Origin of the sequence: Azorhizobium caulinodans ORS 571, from assembly GCF_000010525.1 — a bacterium.
Classification (GTDB): Bacteria; Pseudomonadota; Alphaproteobacteria; order Rhizobiales; family Xanthobacteraceae; genus Azorhizobium; species Azorhizobium caulinodans.
On record NC_009937.1, the window covers coordinates 48093 to 65664 of the forward strand.

Genomic DNA, 17572 nt, shown 5'->3' on the forward strand with positions numbered 1-17572 from the left:
ATGGCAGCCGAACTGACGGTCATCACCGGCGCTTCCAGCGGCATCGGCGCCGCGCTCGCCCGCGCGCTTGCAAAGCCGGGTGCCGCGCTTGCGCTTGTCGGCCGCAATGCTGAACGGCTCGAAAGTGTGGCTCAGGACTGCCGCGCCCGCGGCGCGCTTTGCGTGACTGGCGCGCTCGACGTGTGCGACCGGCCTGCGCTTGAAGCGTTTCTCGATGGGTTGGGCGAGCCGGTTGGGCTCTTCATCGCCAATGCCGGTATCCTCGACGGCCGGCGCGATGGCGAGACCGTCGAGAGTGGCGCGGCCGCCCATCGGGTGCTCGACACCAACCTGCTTGCGACCGTCGATGCCCTGCACATGGTGCTGCCCGGCATGCGGGCGCGGCGGAAGGGCCGGCTGCTGCTGATTGCCTCGCTCGCGGCTTTCGCTCCCTTGCCCGATGCGCCCGCCTATTCCGCCGCCAAGGCGGGCCTCCTCTCCTACGGCCTTGCCCTGCGCGAGGCGCTGCACGGGGAGGGCATCTCGGTCTGTGTTGCCTGCCCAGGCTATGTGACGAGCGCCATGAGCGCCCAGCATCTCGGCCACCGGCCGGGGGAGATCACCGCCGATGACGCAGCCGCCCGCATCCTCGGCGCACTGGAACGTGATGCCGCCGTCTCCGGCTTTCCCTTCACCCTCTACTGGAGCTCGCGCCTCTCCCTGCTGGTTCCGGCCTTTGTCCGGCGCCTCGGAATGAAAGGGCTGCGCTTTCGCGTGGGCGGGTAGGGAATTCGATCCGGAGCGGCAGGAGATTTCCGAAACGGAAAGGGTCTGTCCTCAAGATTGCTGCAATCCCATGGGATTGGCCACCGTCCCGCCCTCGCGTGCGGGCGGTGCATCAATCTGCTAAAAAGGCGGCAGGTGCCGGCGGAGACAGGCTGAAGGATGAGCGTGACAGAACGATCCCTGCCGGCGATCGTGACCAACCTCCTGTCCGGTGCGAAGCCGCCGCCGGGGGTGGGTCGCGCGGCCGAGGCTTATCTGGCGGCTCTCACCTGGCGCAAGCATCTGGCGCGCATCGGTTTCTGCCTGCTCGTGGTGGCGCCGACCCTTCTCGCGACGGTGTTCTACGGGCTCCTGGCAGCGCCCCGCTATGTCTCCGAGGTCAAGTTCATCGTCCGCAGCGTCTCCTCGCAGCGGGCCACCGGCCTCGACATGCTGTTCCGCACCTTCGGCATCTCCAAGACGGTGGATGATGCCAACGTGATCCAGCAATATCTGCAATCGCGCGATGCCCTGCAGGGCGTCATCGACGCGGGCGTGGATGTGAAGGCCATCTTCCAGCGCCCGGAAGCGGACTGGTGGTCCAGCTATCCCTATTTCTGGCGGCGGGACACGACCGAGTCCCTCTTTGACTATTTCTCAAACCGCGTCTCGGTGGTGGAGGACAGCACCAAGGGCATCCTGGAGCTGAAGGTAGTGACCTTTCGGCCGGAGGATTCCCTGCTCCTGTCGAAAACGCTGCTCAAGCTTGCGGAAGGCATGGTCAACCGCATGAACGAGCGCGCGCAGCGCGATGCCATGGGCTCGGCGCAGCGCGAGGTGAATTTCGCCATGGAGACGGTGATCAAGGCGCAGGGCGAACTCACCGCCTTCCGCAACAAGGAGATCATCGTCGATCCCTCCAAATCCACCTTCTCGCTCATCGAGACCATCGGCAATCTCTCCACCGACCTGTCCTTCGCGCAGGCCGAGCTGAAGCAGATGCTGACGACATCGCCCAACAGTCCCCAGATCCCCACCCAGCGCGCCAAGATCGCAGCACTGGAGGAACGCGTCCGGGTGGAGCGGGCCAAGATGGCGGGCGGCGACAATTCGCTGGCTAACAAGATCGCCACCTATGAGCAACTCGCCCTGCGGCGCGACCTGGCGGACAAGAGCCTCTCCAACGCCATGAACGCGCTTGACGTGGCCCGCCAGGAAGCGCGCCGCCAGCACATCTATGTGGAAGAGGTGGTGGAGCCCAACCTGCCGGATGAATCCACGGAGCCCAGGCGGTTCCGGTCGGTGATGGCCGTTCTCGTGTTCGGCTTCGCCATCTTTGCGGTCATCTGGATCGTGTCCGTCGGCTACGGGGAGCACACGCAATGACGCTGGTCGAAAGGCTGCGCGCGTTCGCCGAGGTGCCACAGCCGGAGACCGGCACGCGCCGCCCCTTCGGCGCTGCCTTCCTGGTGCAGACCCGCGTGGTTATGGCCCTGATGCTGCGGGGCGCTTTGTCCCGCTACGGCCATGAGAACCTCGGCTTCTTCTGGTTGATGGGCGAGCCGCTGCTGATGACATGCGGCGTCATGGCGATGTGGTCCATGGCGGGAATGGACCACGGGCATGGCGTTGGGCTCGTGCCGTTCGTTCTGACCGGCTACACCATGCTCACCCTCTGGCGCCATATCGTCGGGCACATGGCGCACGCAATGGGCCACGGCGCCGGCCTGATGTTCCATCGCAACGTGCGCATGCTCGACAATCTGTGCGGCAACGTGATCCTGGAAAGCCTCGGCGGGCTGTCGGCTTTCTTCATCGCCTACATTCCGCTTTATATGGCCGATCTCGTTCCGCCCATTCACGACCCGCTGCTGCTGCTCGGCGGCTGGGCCATGATCACGTGGCTTGGCCTCGGTTTCGGGATGATCATCGCCGCGTTGTCGGAATTCAGCGAAGCCGTGAGCCGGTTTATCCCGCCCGTCATGTATGTGAGCATTCCGGCGACGGGCGCCTTCTACATGCTGGAATGGATGCCGGAAAAGGCGCAGGCAGTTCTGGTCTGGTCGCCGCTGGTGCATCCGTTCGAAATGTTCCGGGGCGGGCTGTTCGGCGACATGGTCGGCGCCAAGTTCAGCTTCGGCTACATGAGCCTCGTCTGCACCATCCTCACCGCTGTCGGTCTGGCCATGGTGCGCGCGGCTGAAAAACATGTGCACGTGCAATGAGTCAGCCTGTCCAGACCAGTAATTCCGAGGACCGCGCCGTTGCCGAACCGGCAGTGCCGCGGATTGCGCCCCAGCGGCATATCGAGCTGGTTCCCATCGCGCCCGAAGCGCTGCCGCAGCACGTTGGCGCCGAGGGCCGCCCGCACGTTGCCGTGCAGCCTTGGTGGCGTCGGCATGGGCTCTTCCTCGGCCTCTTCGTCCTGCCGGTGTTCGCCGCGCTGCTCTATTTCGGGCTGATCGCGTCGGACATCTACACGTCCGAGGCCAAGTTCCTCGTCCGCGCGTCCGCGCGCAGCGTCGCCGGGAGCCTTTCGGCCATGATGCCGGGGGATTCCATGTCCCGCGCGGCGGACGAGACCTATGCCGTCTCCGAATACATGCTGTCCCGCGATGCGGCTGCGGAGCTGGCCAAGACAGCCGGTCTGCGGGACGTGATGGACCGGTCTGAAGCGGACATGTTCAACCGCTATCCGAGCTGGTTCGGCAAGGAGAATGAGGAGCAGTTCTACCGCGCCTACCGCCGGATGGTGGATGTGGTGCCGGACGGCGGCACCGGCATTTCTACCCTGGTTGTGCGGGCCTATCGGGCCGATGACGCCCAGGCGGTGGCCAAGGCCCTGATCGCCGCGGGCGAGAAGTTCGTCAACAAGCTCAACCTTCGTTCCAACGAGGACGCGGTCAAGTTCTCGGAAAGCATGGTGAAGGAGACCCAGCTTCGCCTGTCCGACGTCGAGGCGCGCCTCGCCGCCTACCGCAACAGCCAACTCGTGGTGGACCCGGAAAAGGAGTCCACCCAGTCGCTGGCGATCCTCGGCAAGATGACGACGGAAATCTCCCGCCTGGAAGCGACCCTCTCGCAGCAGATGGCGATGGCGCCGGACAGCCCGGCCATCACGCCCCTGCGGGAACGCATCGCCGCCTACCGGACGGAGATGCAGAAGCAGCAGAAGAATGTGGTGGGCGGTGCGGATTCCATCGCCAGCAAGCTCCAGGGCTACGAGCTCCTGATCCTGGAACGGGATCTCGCGGGTCGCGCGCTCGCGGTGGCGACGGCTTCGCTCGAAAGCGCCCGGCAGGAGGCCCAGTCGCAACGCATCTATCTGCAGGAGGTGACGGAGCCGAATCTGCCCGACCAGGCGTTGCAGCCGAAGCGCCTGCTCGCGATTTTCGTCGTCGCCTTCCTGTCGCTTTGCGTCTACTGGATCGCCCGCAGCTTCATCGCCAACACGCTGGATCATCAGGCATGACGGATCTGATGGTGCGGGGAGATGTGCCGCCGCCACCCGCTCTCGGCGGGCTTCCGGACGGCATCTCCCTCGACGGCATCGTCAAGGAATATCACACACCCATCGGCAACCGGCGGGTGCTGGACGGCATCAGCTTCGACATCGCCAGGGGCGAGAAGATCGCCATCCTCGGCCGCAACGGTGCGGGCAAGTCCACGCTGATGAAGATCATTGGCGGGGTCGAGAAGCCCACAAAGGGCAAGATGCGGTTCGGCATGTCCATGTCGTGGCCCATCGCCTTCGCCGGCGGCTTCGACCACACCATGAGCGGCCTCGACAATATCCGCTTCATTTCCCGGCTCTATGGCGTGCCCGAGCAGGAGGCGGTCGCACGGGTGGACCAGTTTGCGGAGCTGGGCCGCCTTCTCAACCTGCCGGTGAAGACCTATTCCACGGGCATGCGCAGCCGCCTGATGTTCGGCCTGTCGCTCGCGGTGGACTTCGACTGCTTCCTCGTGGACGAGATGATCTCGGTCGGCGACCAGCGCTTCCAGCGCAAGTGCCATGAGGAAATGTTCGTGAAGCGCGCCCACTGCTCCATGATCCTCGTCAGCCATGACACCAACATCATCCGCAATTACTGCAAGAAGGCGCTGGTGCTGAAGAACGGGCGGGGCCGCGTGTTCGAGGACCTGGAACTCGCCCTGCGCATCTACGACTCGCTATAGGGTCGGCCCGACCTGTCCCTTGCGCGCCGGCCGCCACCGGGACCGGGGGGCGCCGGGCCGGACGCCCTACCCCAGGCGCTGGATGCGGATGCTCTTCAGGCTGACGGTCGCCCGGTTGTTCTTCGGGCGGCAGACCAGTTCAAACTGCGGCAGGTCGGTCTCGATCAGCACGTCCGCCGTCAGATTGTCGGGCCCGAGAAGCACGCTCGTGGTCGGATAGCCGAAATGATGCGCGAGGACGACCTCGATGATGCCGTCGGTCGTGCCCTCGAGCGTCAGGCGATAGATGCCGCGGTGCAGATACCAGTAGGGCCCGTGGAAAATGATGTCGCCGGCCTCACCGCCCACGACGAGCATGTCCCGCGTGCGTTCCTTGACGCGTTCGGCGCTCGCCAGGAACTGGCGGGGATAGATGCGGAAGTGATTGCGGTTGCGCTCGATATCCGGATCGTGCGACGCAACCACATAGCCTGAATAAGCCGAGAGTTCGCCGTCGGCGATGGGAAAGAGCAGGCTGTCCGCCGTGATGCCGAACAAATGCAGTCCGGCGCCGCGCAGCACGGCCTCGATATCGGCCTCATAGCCGCGGTTGCGTTCGAGCTTCTCGAACAGCAGCACCGCCTTCGGCGACCGCGCGATGAGGCCCTGCATGCCCCGCAGCACTTCGAGCTCGAAGCCCTCCACGTCGATCTTCGCGAGATCGAAGGTGAAATCCGGCCCCAGGAAGTCGTCGAGACGATGCACAGGGGTAACAACGGCTGTCGTGCCCGCCGCCGCGGCCGCCATGCCGCCGCCACCCAGATGTCCATCCGGGTAGGCGAGCGTCACCTCCCCGTTCGTATCGCCGAGCGCGCACTGGTGTACGACGATGACGCCATCGTCCGCGGCGAGTTGGCTGAAGCCGTTGAGATAAGAACTGGCGCGGGCCAGCCGCACGAGCGTCGGATGGGGCTCGAAGGCATGGATCTTTCCATGCAACTTGTTCCGCTGGGCGACCTTCAGGCTGTAGAAGCCAAGGTTGGCGCCGATGTCCAGAAAGACGGTGTCGTCCCGGACGAAGCTCATCAGCACGTCGAGGTTTTCTTTTTCATAGATGCCGCCGTTGATGAAATTGGCCGGCGGCCCGAAATCGTTGGAATTCACATAGATGGGCGTCTCGTCCTCGAGATAGGTGATCGCCGTGTTGCCGCCGATATAGGTGCCGGCCCGTTTCCGCAGGAATTCCGTGTTTAGGTAGATGTGCTCGATCTTCTGGACCGCATCGCTCAGGCGCGAGAGGCGCTGCAGTATCTCGACCATCTCGGGGCTCATGGCGGAACCTTTGCGACTCATCGTACTCGCGCCTTCTCAATCAGGATGAAGCTGTAGGGGCTTTGCGTCGGTCTCAAGATCAGGCGGCCTGGACGGGCCGGCCCGATTTTCGCGGATAGAGGTCTACGTTGACGATCGATATCTCCCTAAGCGTCAGCCACCCTTCGATTGCGCCCTCTGTTATCGCAAGCTGTATGATGATCGGGTAAAAAGGGTCTTGGCATTCAAAATCGATGTCATAATAAAAAAGCCCGCTCTTTGGCAGAACAGCGGTAACCGTCGCGAAAACCTGATCTTCCGCAAAGACGTCCGACCGCAGTCTGTTGCCTGACAGGTTCTCGGATATCTCGACGAACACCCGTGCGCGCCAGCGGCCCTGCGGCAGGCACAGGGAATGGCCGCCGATGAGGATGCGGGCCGCCCCCACCATTTCAACCGACCCGTCCAGATAGGCGATCTCCGGCTCGAACTTGAAGCAGACGGTGGGCGGCCAGATGAATTCCACCGGCGCCAGATCGCGCAGGAGCGGCTCGTATTGCGACAGTACGAAGCGCGCGTCCTCGGCCAGGCTGGAGCGGGGGTATTGCGCATCGTGGTTATAGTCCGGGAAGAGGAGGCTCAGGCTCTCCTCCACGGTCATGTCGGGCCGGTCGGCGAGGCGCATTTCGGCGAGCAGGCCCGGCAGGCTCGAGACGGACGCCTCGATGCCGTAGAAGTTGAGGAGCTGTTCGATCAGGTCGACGGCCCGGTCCTGATAATTGGCTTCCGACACACGAAAGATGAACGCGCAATCCTGCAGCGTCGACAGCGTGCAGGCGCTCTGCGTGGTGATGCGCGCCGCGAGGATGGGGTCGAGCTGCCGCGTGGTGATGCAGTAGCAGGCGACGCGCCACAGGGGCTCGGACACGAGGACCAGCGGATAGTTGTTCTTCAGGAAGATCCGCCGCAGCTCCTCGCGCGGGGAGTCGCTGTGGAAGATGATGGACCCCGACTTCTTGGCCGCCCACGAATTGCGCAGATCGTCGAGCGAGGCGGCGGCGATGAAGGTGTGGTCCGCGGAGACTTCCCGCGCGATGGCGACCGAAACGTTGATGATCCAGCGTGTCAGTGCGGACGGCGTTCCGAACACCGACATCAGGTATGATCGTTTCTCGCTCATGCCCGGGCCCGGCACTCCTCAGGCCATGCGGGACGCGCGCAGAGAGGGGCCGGTTGCATGCCAGCGCGCGCCGACACACCCTCGGCGCCCCGGCGACGGGCGGCGTCCAGCGGGGCACGTTCCAGAGCCCGCTCTGTCGCACCGTCCGACAGCAGGACGGCAAGAAACCCCTTGTTCCGTTGCGGCATCACACCAGACGTTCGTACATGGCCTGTACCCGCTCCGCATAGCGGGCGAGCGAGAAGAATTCCGCCCGCGCCCGGCCCCGGGCAGCGAGGTCGGCGCGCAGATCGGCATCGTCATGCACCGCCCGGAGCGCGCGCGCAATGCTGCCGGTATCATAGGGGTCCACAAGCAACGCGGCATCGCCGGCGATCTCGGCCGTCGCCCCGATGTCGGAGGTGATGACCGGCGTGCCCAGCAGCATGCTCTCGAGGATGGGCAGGCCGAAGCCCTCATAGAGCGAGGGGAAGACGGTCGCCTTAGCGCCGCGGATGACGCTCACCAGCAGGGAGAAGGGCGCATACTCGAGTCGCCGCACCCGCTCGCGCGTGAAGGTGCGCGTACCCACCTGCTCGATATATTTCTGGCTGCTGTCATTCAGCAGGCGCAGCTCCTCGTGGGACTTCCAGGCCGCATTGCCCAGAAGGACGAGCGGCGCGTCCATCTGCGTGCCGAGATAGGCTTCGATCAGGCGGCCGACGTTCTTTTTGGGCTCGATGGCGCCGAAGAAGAGGAAATAGCCCTTGTAGGGCAGGCCGAAGGCACCCTCGATGTCCGCCCGCACCTCTTCCTCGGACCGGTCGAGATATTTCTGCGGGATTTCGGCGGACTGGTAGGTGTTGGTGATCTTCTCCGGCGGGCAGCCCAGCAGCTCGATGATGTCGCGCTTCGAGGTCTCCGACACGGTGACGATATGGTCCGCCGTCTGAACCAGCTTCTGGGTGAGGCGCAAGTAGCGCCCCTTGTGGTCCAGTGTGGTGTAGGGCAGGCGCAGCGGCACGAGGTCATGCAGCGTGTAGATGTTCCGGGCCCCCGGCAGCGTCAGTGGCAGCGGGTACGTCCAGTGCATGATGTCGGTGCGGGGCAGGCCCCGGACGTTCATGAAGCCGTTGGTGACGGCGAACTGGGTCGTGGCCGTCTCGAACACGTCCGGCGCATTCCAGATGCGATCGAAATGCGGCAGGCGCGAGCGCTGCGAGCCGAGGATGACGGCGCCGGTAACCGGCACTTCGAACGCCTTCGGGCCGCCGGGCCGCGGCACCAGCCGACCCGCCGTGCGCAGCGCGGATTCCAGCGCGCTCTTGGGCTTGAAGGGATCGAAGAATGAGATCTCGCGCAGCAGCTCCGAGCGGCCCGGCCCGAAGGGCGCGCCATAGAGGATTTCCGTCCGAAGGCCGAGGTCCCGGCAGGCATAGCTCAGGTTGCGCGCATACGTGGCAACGCCGGTCCCTTTCTCCAGCCCCAGATTGTAGCCGTCGATCATGACGGTGGGCGACTGGGCGGGACGTGACATGCGGGACCCTCTGGCAAGATGAAGCGGCCGGGAGCACGCCACGATTTGCGCTGCATGGCAACCACGCATCCGCAGGTGCCGCCATCCTCCCCGTTTTTCAGATTTCCGCCGGAGTGGATGCTTTTCTTAATGTTTAGCTTGCCTGATGAACACACCGATCGCGAGGCTATCCGCGCCTGTCGCCGACGACCTGCGCTGAATATGCCGTTGCCCCGCGATGACAATGCTGCCAGTAATGACAAAATGGGGTGGCGGAATGTTCTTGTGGTGCCGTGCAGCGTCCGTTGTCGAACGGTGCTTATCACGCTGCGGAATGTTCATCGGGTGACGGCGGTGATCTGAAATGGTGAGTGTACCCGTCGCCTATGACGTGACCCGCTTGTTTCTCGGCCCGCTCAGCCGGACCCCGCGCGGCATCGATCGCGTGGACTTCGGCCTCGCCGCCCGCCTCTTCCGCCAGTCCTCCTTCCCGTGCGTTGGCGTCATGCCCACGCTGCATGGAACCCGCGCCTTCAGCCACCACGCCGTGCGGCGGGGCCTCGTGCGCCTCCAGCAGCTCTGGGCCGAGCGGCAGGGCGGCGACAAGACGGCCATCTGGACCGATCTCGTGGCGGAACTCACCGGCCAGCGTGTCGGGAGTGCCACCATTCCGGCGCCCGCACCGCTGACCGCGCTGCAGCGGGCGCGGCGGATGACCTCGCTTCTGGCGGCCACCGGATTTTCCTTTGGCAATTCCGCGCGCACCCATGTGCCGGAGCGGGCGGTCTATGTGAATGTGGGCCACATCAGCCTCGCCATGCCCTTCTTCCTGCGCTGGCTGGATGCGCGACCCGACGTCACGCCCGTCTTCATGCTGCACGACGTGATCCCGCTCGACACGCCGGAATATGTGTCGCCTTCCTCTGTGCGGCACCACGCCACCATGGTGGCCTCCACGGCCCGGCATGCGGCCGGCCTTCTGGTGACGACGCAGACCGCCCAGCGCACCGTGCGCGATGCCCTCGCCCGCATCGGGCGCACCGACATCATGACGCTGGCGCAGCCTCTGCCACTCTCACGGGTCTTCGACACCACGGCCGAGCCCGATCCTGCTCTCGCGGGCGTGCCCTATTTCGTGATCTGCGGCGCCATCGAGCCGCGCAAGAACCACGAGCTGCTGTTCAATGTCTGGCGCGGGCTCACGGCCGAGCTCGGGGCGAAGGCGCCGCACCTCGTCATCATCGGCTCGCCCGGCTGGAAGTGCGACGAGATCCTCCAGCCGGTGCGCAACAATCCGCAGATGTGCCGGCATGTGCACGTGGCCTCCGGCCTCTCGAGTCCGGCGCTGAAGCGCCTGCTCGCGGGGGCGATCGCCCTGCTGATGCCCTCGCACGCGGAAGGCTTCGGCCTGCCGCTCATCGAGGCCATGCGCCTCGGCGTGCCGGTGATGGCCTCCGACATTCCCGCCCATCGGGAAGTGGTGGATGCGCAGGCACTGCTGCTCGACCCGCGCGATCCCCTGGCCTGGGATGCCGCCATCCGGCACTGGGCCGACGGCGGCCGCCCGCAGGTGCATCCGCGCTCCCGCCAGGACACGGTGGACGAGCGGGAGACCTATTTCAGCGGCATCGAGGACTTCCTCGAGGCTTGTGCCGCCGAGCGGGCCAAGCAGCTCGGCCCGGTGGCTCGCCGCACGACGGCGGCGGGCGGGGCGCTGATCGGCAAGCCCGCGAGCGCCGAGAGCAGCGCGCTCGATTCCTTCTGACCGCTCGTCATGCGGCCGTTTTCCGGGCACATGCTGTTCAGTGCCGGCCCGCGTGGCGAAGAGCGGTGGGTGTGGACGCATCTGGCGTCCGATTGCGTGGAGTCCGTTCGTCCGTGACCAAGCCGACTGAAAGCCTGTTCGAGCGTTTCCACGAGAGCTTTCTGGCCGGGCCCGAGCGCCGGCTGCTGCGCTGGATGGCGGCCCGCCTGCCGGCCTTCGTGATGCCGGACCATCTGACCGCCTTCGGCGTCTTCGGGGCGCTGGTGGTGTTCATCGGCTATCTCGCCGCATTCCTCTCGCCGAACTTCCTGTGGCTCGCCAACTTCGGCCTGCTCATCCACTGGTACGGCGATTCCATGGACGGCACGCTCGCCCGCGTGCGCGACATCCAGCGGCCGAAATACGGCTATTTCCTCGACCAGAACATCGACGTGATCGGCAATCTGCTGATCGCCGCCGGCCTCGGCCTCTCGCCTTATGCGCGGCTCGACACGGCGCTGCTGGCGCTGACCGGCTACCACATGTGTTCCATCTACGTCTTCGTGCGGAACGTGGTGCGGCGGGAGTTCCACCTGGCGGTGATGGGCTTCGGCCCCACGGAGGTGCGCATCGGCATCCTGGTGATGAACCTCACCATCCTGATCGCAGGCGCGCCGACTTTCACGCTGTTCGGCCAGCTCTTCACCTGGTGCGATCTGGTGCTGCTCGGCACCTTCGTGCTGCTGACCGTGATGTTCGCCATTTCCTTCGCCGAGGAAGCCAAGCAACTGGCGCGCGAAGGGGAGTAGGGGACGCCGTCACGGCGGATGCGGGACGTCTCGCGAAACCGAAAATGTGTTAAACGGCAGTCCTGCGCTTCGCATGCGCGCCATGGCGTGAATTGGTCCTGCTGCGGCAGGCATGTTCTGCATGAAAGGGTGAAGGATGACGATCCAGCGTGGCACTGAAGATCGTGCGATCGACCTCATGTATCTGGGTCGTATCCGCTTCTCTTCCTCCGTCAGCGCCCTGTCCGATTCCGATTTCTCCCGCCATGTCGTCCGGTCCGCCGGCCATCTCGGCAGGCCGGCCCAGACCAGCGCGGCCAAGGGGGCCGAAGGGCGCGCCCGGTTTGTGTTCGACGCCCTGTTCGGGGAGCCGTCGCTGCCATTGGAGACATACCGCGCGGCCCTGTCTGCGCTGGGCGCGGGCCTCGGCTATGCGCGGCTCGACGACTTTGCGGCGCTCTTCGCCGCGATTTTCCCCGAGCCGGACGCGCTGCTCGCCCATCGGGAGGGCATCTGCCGCGCGATCGCCGAGAATGGCGCCCTGGGGCTCGGAGCGGATGTCGATACCGACCTGCTGCGCCTCAAGAGGACGGCATTCCCCTGGATCTTCGCAGGGCCGACCCGCTCGCGGGTGGAAGCGCTCTTCAATATCCTGCTGCGCCGGCCTCCGCAGGCCGACGAACTGGATCGTCTCGACGATGCCGTGCGGGCCGGGGATCTGGATGCGGCGGGCGTGGTGCACCTGCTCGTGACATCGGACGAGTTCGGGCCCCAGGCCATCGCCGGCGCGGCGGTGGCGCGGCACGTGGCGGGCACGGTTCTGGAAACCCTGATGAAGCGGGATGTGGGCGAGGTGGCGGTGAACGCCTACTCGCAGTCCATCCAGAACGGATATCCCCTCTCCGGTTTCCTCGAGGAGCTGATCAACTCGCCGGAATTCCGTGCCCGGATCGGCGCTCTCGGTTCCGCAACGCCGGCCGTCCAGCAGGACAATCTCGCGCCTCTGACGCGCCTTGCCGAAGGGCTCCTGGTCGAACATCTCGCGGAGCGTGGCTGCGCCTTCCCGGCCGCGCCGCCGCTCGGGGTCGAATCATCGTCCCCGGAGCAACTGCGATCGCTGCTCTTCACACTGGCGATGCTCGCCAAGTCTCAGGCAAACGGCGAGAAGAGCGTGCATTAAAGCGTCACCGGGCGCACTCTTGTATTGAAGAGACGCGAAGATCAGCCGCTTTCGCTTCAGAACGCAGGCTGGTCTTCCGGGGGCGCGTCGTTCAGGCCCAGTCGGCAATCTGACGGGCGACGGCTTGCCAGGTCCTGCTGGGGAAGCGCCTTGCGTCTTCCCACAGGGCTGCGCACCGCTGGTCATCGCCGATGATGTCGATCGCGGAGCGAATGTCTTCCTCGTCCCCTCGCCCCAATCGGAGCTGACCGAAATCCGGTTTCCCAACCAAGGCCGGTAGGTTGTCGCGTACAATGACCGGCACGCCCGCGTAGAGACTCTCCATCGGCGGGAGGCCATAACCCTCCACTTGGCTGGTATAAACGGTCGCACGGGCGCCCTTGAATATTTCAGCTACATCACTGTCATTGGCTTCCGTCAATAAACGGACGTCGGGCCTTTTTGACTTCACCAACGGCATGAAGTCTGCGGGAATCCCATGCTCGGGAATAGCGCCGATGAAGGTGAGCCTAAGGTCAGGATGGCGGGTACGTCCGATGAAAGCGTTATACACGACGTGCTGGGCCTTACGGGGCTCCAGTGTGCCCAGAAAGATCAGATCTTTCCGGTCGGCATTGAAGGTCTGCTGACCGATATTGATCGCATCCGCCCCAAGGTCTGTGACGATGGTGCCCTGAGAGGGCCGCCGATAAATACGGCACTCGAAGTCATCACGCACGGCAGCGCTTATGAAAGCTCTCTTCCGCGCTTCGAAGACCAGCCAAAGGTAGTGCATATAGGGATGAAACGAGGGAATGCGCGGGAAGCATTCGGGGCGAAGCCAAGGTATAAAATCCGGAATCCATACGGACAGGTCGACGCCAGATGCGATCGCCTTTCGATGAAAAACCGTCCGCTTCTCATCGAAAAACAGTTCAGGAATATGAACCTTGTCGCCCTCTCTAAGGGTAACGGTCGGAGACCGTGCCGGGTCATCAAGAAAATTGACCTGATCCACGGCGTCGCGAAGCGGCATACTCGGCGTGTCGCCGGACTCGATGAGAAATTCAACGGTCTCCTGCGATATAATACGCAGAGCCTCCCGTACGCTGTCATAGACCACGGGCACAGCCTCAACATCGGTGGGCCACGCCTTCAGAAGTTGCCGCACCATCCGCTGTATACCGGTTCGGACGGGATTGCCGCGGAGTTCGGTGATATCGAGAAAGACGGTCTTCATCGATTAGCACTCAGCGCGCCGGCATCTATGCCGAGCGCTGCCAACAACTGCCTGCAATATTCCTTCGGCTGCCGTTCTGCATGGGCGGCACGAGCCTGTTCGGCCGGTCGGCGCAAATGGATTCCCTGCTCCAGCAGCTCCATCACGGCCTCCGCAATCAGCACCGGAGACAGTCCGTCCGGGACGCGGCGGACGTAACCGGGTGCGTTCATCGCTTCCGCCAGATGCGTGTTAGCAACTGATGGCAGACCCGCTGCGATACAGTCGTTGAGAGCACCCGACAGTCCACCCATGAAGTATTCGCGTAGCTGGATTCCGATATCCGATGCAGCAAGGTAATCCACATAGGTCTCTTCAGAGACAGGCTTGTCGAAGTATGTCAGGTACGGCTCGATATCGATGCGCGTGGCCGCATCGATAATGTGCTGGAAGAAGCCCATCTGGGCTTCTCCGCAGAATACGAGACGCGCCTTGACACCCCAACGGTGCAGCATACCCAGGGTCGGTATGAGGGCCTCGAGCCCCTTGGTCGCTCCCGCCGCGCCGAATGTCGTGAGGACCACCTCGTCTGACGGAATTCCAAGCTTCCGACGCGCGCTCTCGCGGCATGACGTTTCCAGAATATCTGCCGGGAGGTCTCGATACTGAGCGAAGGGCAGGACCTTAACCTTGGTACCGTAGAGTTGCTCGATGATATCGGCTGTCTTCGGAGAGTGGACAATCGTCGGATTTGCGGCCCGAACAATCTCAGACAGAAATAACACCGGCAGGTTGCGCTGATTCTGGAGCCATGTCGTAACCTCGGAAAGGCTTACCGGTCGACCCATTTCGGCGGAGGCGAGCTCAACTGTCTTTTGAGCACCCTTGACGTGCATGTAGAAATCGAGCTGCCGTGCGTCATGGGCGATGCAGGCGCCGCCATTCTCCAGCAGATAATCAATGATCTCGGAGTGATGGTCCGAATTGCCCGCGATCGAAATCACGGCATCGAAGCGATCCGACCGGAATTTCAGATCGGAGACACGTCCCAGACCGGCCCAGCCTTCTTCCCAAAAGGCGCCCGGGGTCTGCGTGAACATATGCAGGTCGGCGACCGCCTTGAGCGGGCGCAGTGTATAGGCAGAATAATCCGCGACGCCCGAATGCGCTGGCGGGAGCGGAGTGAGTATAGCGATTTTGGGCTTCGCCTTGCGCAGTACAGCGGCTGAAGGGAGCTGGGCTGGCTGCCGTTCAAGTATCCCATCTATGAAGCGCTGACCGATAATCCGTTCCCTGTATCCCTGCCAGAGATCGCGCTGCTCGGTCTGAAGCTCGGTCCAGGCAACAGGATCCAGTGCGAGTTTCTCAAGCTGCGCCTGAAGCTTTTCCGGATCATCGGGGTCAAACCGCCACGCAGCATCCCGAATGAGTTCCGGGTGGGCGCCGACGTCGGAAGCAAGAGCGGGGGTACCGGCAGCGCTACTCTCAATGATCGGGATAGAAAAGCCTTCCGCGCGAGAGGGCACGACGGTCGCCAGTCCCTGCCGGTAGATGTTGTGCAGTTCGGAGTCCGTCTGATGCGCGAGGAACTGCAGATCCTTGAACGTGCCTCCCTCTTCGGCGTAGATCGAGCGGAACTCTGCGCGCATCGTTTCGGGATAGTTTCCGAAGATGACGAGCTTGATCCCGGCTTCGGCAAGCTTTGCGGAGCGTGCATGGGCCCTGATCGCACACTCCACGTTCTTTCGAGGGTCGCCGCCTCCCGCAACAACGATCCATCGGCGTTCTGATCGCGGCAGAGGCGCTTCGTTTACCTCGGGTTCCAGCGACTGGCGAACAGCAACGTGCGAAACGAAGACTTTGCCAGCTGGCACCTTGACGCGTGCGATCAGTTCATCCGCCGTGAACTGTGAGATCGCGGCAAAGGCATCATAACGGCTCAGCCAAGACAGGCAGATCAGGAATTCGGTGCGAGCCTTGGCATTTGCAAGGTAGCGCTCCGGGTACTGAAGTTGGATGAGATCATAAAACAGGCATATTCTGTAAATAGATGTATCTTCGAGAAAATGCCTCGCCCAAACAGGGTCGTGAGTCATGGGCGAAAGCGTAATGTACCACACCGCTCCTTTACGTGAGCCCATGTTCGAGGGCGACGTCCGGCTGGTCACTTCGTCGAAGATGCGTCGATGCTGATCGTGCAATGGCTCCCGCGCCACATCGACCACGGCGATCAGGCGGGGCCGGGGACCATTCCATGAGCGGCGACGGAGAGCTTCCAACAATGAAGAGGCATGCTGCCCTATTCCGCGAAAACGGTAATCCGGGTCCTGAAGTGCTCTGGCATCAACATATATGGCGACGGGATGGGTTGCTGACATGAGAGCCTCTGACAGGACAGATATAGGTCTGCCTCTTGAACAAGCAGGTGCCGCCGGCTTGGTTTCCGGCGGCACCTCTGGTCACATCGCTGGCGAAATCAGACGATTTCGATTTCCGGGAACGGGAAGATGAACTTGCCGCCCTTGGCGATATATTCCTGCTCGCGCTGCAGGATGCCTTCCTTGAAGTGCCACGGCAGGACGAGGAAGTAGTCCGGCTTCATGGCGCGGGCTTCGGCCTCGGAGACGATCGGGATGTGCGTGCCGGGGGTGACCTTGCCGAACTTGTCCGGGTTCACCTCGGCGATCACCGGCATCTCGGCGGTGGTGATGCCGCAGAACTGGAGCGTCACGTTGCCCTTGGTCGAGGCGCCATAGCCGAAGACCTTCTTGCCGTCGGCGGCGAGCGCCTTCAGCAGCCGCGTCAGGTCGGCCTTGTGGCGGAACACCCGGTCCTCGAACTCACGGAAGGGGCGAACCGTGTTCAGGCCCATGCGGTCTTCCTGCTCGAGCAGCCAGTTGATGACCGCCTCGTTCGCCGGAAGGGTCGAGCCCTTCGGAGCGGCGGTGACGGCGAAGCTGCCGCCGTTTACGCCGTTCATCTGCACGTCGATGAGCTTCAGCCCGGCGGCCTCCACGATGAGCTTCACCACACCGAGGCTGTAATATTCGAGATGCTCGTGGCAGATGGTGTCGTACGACGTGGTCCGCAGCATCGCCGGCATGTAGCTCTGCTCGAAGTGCCAGATGCCGTTGGGCGCCAGCACCGAGGCGATGTCGCGGGCAAACGCGATCGGATCGTCCAGATCATAGAACATCGCGATGGAAGTCACGACGGTCGCAGCCTGGTCGCTCACCGAGCGGAAGTTGGCGGCGGAGAAGAAATCCGGCACCAGCTTCACATCGTCCGGATAATACTGGCGGAACTTGGCGCCCGTCGGGTCGATGCCGATGCGCTTCAGGCCCTGCGTGCTGTAGGCCTTGAGCGAGGTGCAGTCGTTCGAGCCGATATCCAGCACCACGTCGCCGGGCTTCACGCCGGAGAGCTTCTCGAGAAAGCCGATCTTCTGCGTGAGATGGCGCACCATCGAGGCATTGAGACCCGAGCGGTAGCCGTAGTTCTCGCCATACATCTCGGAGGAGTTGTAGGTGTGGGCGAGCTGGAGCAGGCCGCTGTCGGGGCACCAGACGAGGTCCAGCGGGCCCGAGGTCACGGCTTGCCCCGGCGCCGGGAACACGCCCGTCAGCTCCTGATGGCCCAGCTGAAGCACCGTGACGAGATTCTTGGAGCCGCTCACACGGCACCCATCAATCTTCCTGTAAGCCTCGCTCATCACATCTTTCCCTCAGGTGCGCGCGTGTGACGTGTCGTTCCTTACAACATCCAGCGCTTGAT

General features: G+C 63.7%; 14 protein-coding genes. 8 read left to right on the top strand and 6 right to left on the bottom strand.

What is annotated here, in order from left to right; all coding sequences use genetic code 11:
- The 5 genes from AZC_RS00195 (at position 1) to AZC_RS00215 (ending at position 4923) form a co-directional block, all read left to right on the top strand.
- Positions 1-765: an SDR family NAD(P)-dependent oxidoreductase gene (locus AZC_RS00195; RefSeq protein WP_012168569.1), complete on the top strand. Its 765-nt coding sequence runs from the start codon at positions 1-3 to the stop codon at positions 763-765.
- A 159-nt stretch (positions 766-924) separates the two neighbouring features.
- Positions 925-2130, top strand: coding sequence for a WcbD protein (locus AZC_RS00200; RefSeq protein ID WP_012168570.1), 1206 nt, complete (start codon positions 925-927; stop codon positions 2128-2130).
- On the top strand, positions 2127-2969 hold the full coding sequence (locus tag AZC_RS00205) for an ABC transporter permease (protein WP_012168571.1): 843 nt from the start codon (positions 2127-2129) through the stop codon (positions 2967-2969). Before AZC_RS00200 ends, AZC_RS00205 begins: the two co-directional genes overlap by 4 nt.
- The gene (locus AZC_RS00210) at positions 2966-4216 is read left to right on the top strand and encodes a WcbD protein (RefSeq protein WP_012168572.1); all 1251 of its coding nucleotides are present in this window, start codon (positions 2966-2968) and stop codon (positions 4214-4216) included. Before AZC_RS00205 ends, AZC_RS00210 begins: the two co-directional genes overlap by 4 nt.
- Entirely contained in the window at positions 4213-4923 is a 711-nt protein-coding gene (locus AZC_RS00215) for an ABC transporter ATP-binding protein (protein ID WP_244421769.1), read from the top strand. Before AZC_RS00210 ends, AZC_RS00215 begins: the two co-directional genes overlap by 4 nt.
- Positions 4924-4989: 66 nt before the next feature.
- On the opposite strand, the gene AZC_RS00220 is transcribed toward AZC_RS00215, so the two are convergent.
- The 3 genes from AZC_RS00220 to AZC_RS00230 form a co-directional block, all read right to left on the bottom strand.
- Positions 4990-6222 (bottom strand): FkbM family methyltransferase, encoded by a 1233-nt coding sequence (locus AZC_RS00220; protein ID WP_043878689.1) that lies wholly within the window; start codon positions 6220-6222, stop codon positions 4990-4992.
- Between the two features lie 91 nt (positions 6223-6313).
- Positions 6314-7393 carry a hypothetical protein gene (locus tag AZC_RS00225; RefSeq protein WP_148209771.1) on the bottom strand — a complete coding sequence of 360 codons (1080 nt, stop codon included), beginning with the start codon at positions 7391-7393 and terminating at the stop codon, positions 6314-6316.
- A gap of 187 nt (positions 7394-7580) precedes the next feature.
- The gene (locus tag AZC_RS00230) at positions 7581-8909 is read right to left on the bottom strand and encodes a glycosyltransferase family 4 protein (protein WP_244421770.1); all 1329 of its coding nucleotides are present in this window, start codon (positions 8907-8909) and stop codon (positions 7581-7583) included.
- A 343-nt stretch (positions 8910-9252) separates the two neighbouring features.
- On the opposite strand from AZC_RS00230, the gene AZC_RS24175 reads away from it, so the two are divergent.
- From AZC_RS24175 to AZC_RS00245, 3 genes are all read left to right on the top strand, one after another.
- A complete protein-coding gene (locus tag AZC_RS24175) occupies positions 9253-10653 on the top strand; it encodes a glycosyltransferase family 4 protein (protein WP_012168578.1) in 1401 nt (466 codons plus the stop codon).
- A gap of 113 nt (positions 10654-10766) precedes the next feature.
- Positions 10767-11441, top strand: coding sequence for a CDP-alcohol phosphatidyltransferase family protein (locus tag AZC_RS00240; protein ID WP_052285811.1), 675 nt, complete (start codon positions 10767-10769; stop codon positions 11439-11441).
- A gap of 136 nt (positions 11442-11577) precedes the next feature.
- Positions 11578-12600, top strand: a complete 1023-nt coding sequence (locus AZC_RS00245; protein ID WP_012168580.1) for a hypothetical protein — start codon at positions 11578-11580, stop codon at positions 12598-12600.
- Positions 12601-12691: 91 nt separating this feature from the next.
- Here AZC_RS00245 and AZC_RS00250 read toward each other — a convergent pair whose 3' ends face one another.
- The 3 genes from AZC_RS00250 to AZC_RS00260 all read right to left on the bottom strand — a co-directional run bounded on the left by AZC_RS00250 (position 12692) and on the right by AZC_RS00260 (position 17510).
- Positions 12692-13819 (bottom strand): glycosyltransferase, encoded by a 1128-nt coding sequence (locus AZC_RS00250; RefSeq protein WP_012168581.1) that lies wholly within the window; start codon positions 13817-13819, stop codon positions 12692-12694.
- Entirely contained in the window at positions 13816-16176 is a 2361-nt protein-coding gene (locus AZC_RS00255; RefSeq protein ID WP_081433850.1) for a glycosyltransferase, read from the bottom strand. The genes AZC_RS00250 and AZC_RS00255 overlap by 4 nt, the downstream gene beginning before the upstream one ends.
- A 98-nt stretch (positions 16177-16274) precedes the next feature.
- Positions 16275-17510, bottom strand: coding sequence for a class I SAM-dependent methyltransferase (locus tag AZC_RS00260; RefSeq protein ID WP_043878692.1), 1236 nt, complete (start codon positions 17508-17510; stop codon positions 16275-16277).
- Between the last annotated feature and the right edge of the window lie 62 nt (positions 17511-17572).

Bases quoted from the DNA above. Each gene is read 5' to 3' on its own strand.
- AZC_RS00195 (WP_012168569.1), top strand. From the start codon at position 1: ATGGCAGCCGAACTGACGGTCATCACCGGCGCTTCCAGCGGCATCGGC.
- AZC_RS00200 (WP_012168570.1), top strand. From the start codon at position 925: ATGAGCGTGACAGAACGATCCCTGCCGGCGATCGTGACCAACCTCCTG.
- AZC_RS00205 (WP_012168571.1), top strand. From the start codon at position 2,127: ATGACGCTGGTCGAAAGGCTGCGCGCGTTCGCCGAGGTGCCACAGCCG.
- AZC_RS00210 (WP_012168572.1), top strand. From the start codon at position 2,966: ATGAGTCAGCCTGTCCAGACCAGTAATTCCGAGGACCGCGCCGTTGCC.
- AZC_RS00215 (WP_244421769.1), top strand. From the start codon at position 4,213: ATGACGGATCTGATGGTGCGGGGAGATGTGCCGCCGCCACCCGCTCTC.
- AZC_RS00220 (WP_043878689.1), bottom strand. From the start codon at position 6,222: ATGGTCGAGATACTGCAGCGCCTCTCGCGCCTGAGCGATGCGGTCCAG.
- AZC_RS00225 (WP_148209771.1), bottom strand. From the start codon at position 7,393: ATGAGCGAGAAACGATCATACCTGATGTCGGTGTTCGGAACGCCGTCC.
- AZC_RS00230 (WP_244421770.1), bottom strand. From the start codon at position 8,909: ATGTCACGTCCCGCCCAGTCGCCCACCGTCATGATCGACGGCTACAAT.
- AZC_RS24175 (WP_012168578.1), top strand. From the start codon at position 9,253: ATGGTGAGTGTACCCGTCGCCTATGACGTGACCCGCTTGTTTCTCGGC.
- AZC_RS00245 (WP_012168580.1), top strand. From the start codon at position 11,578: ATGACGATCCAGCGTGGCACTGAAGATCGTGCGATCGACCTCATGTAT.
- AZC_RS00250 (WP_012168581.1), bottom strand. From the start codon at position 13,819: ATGAAGACCGTCTTTCTCGATATCACCGAACTCCGCGGCAATCCCGTC.
- AZC_RS00255 (WP_081433850.1), bottom strand. From the start codon at position 16,176: ATGTCAGCAACCCATCCCGTCGCCATATATGTTGATGCCAGAGCACTT.
- AZC_RS00260 (WP_043878692.1), bottom strand. From the start codon at position 17,510: ATGAGCGAGGCTTACAGGAAGATTGATGGGTGCCGTGTGAGCGGCTCC.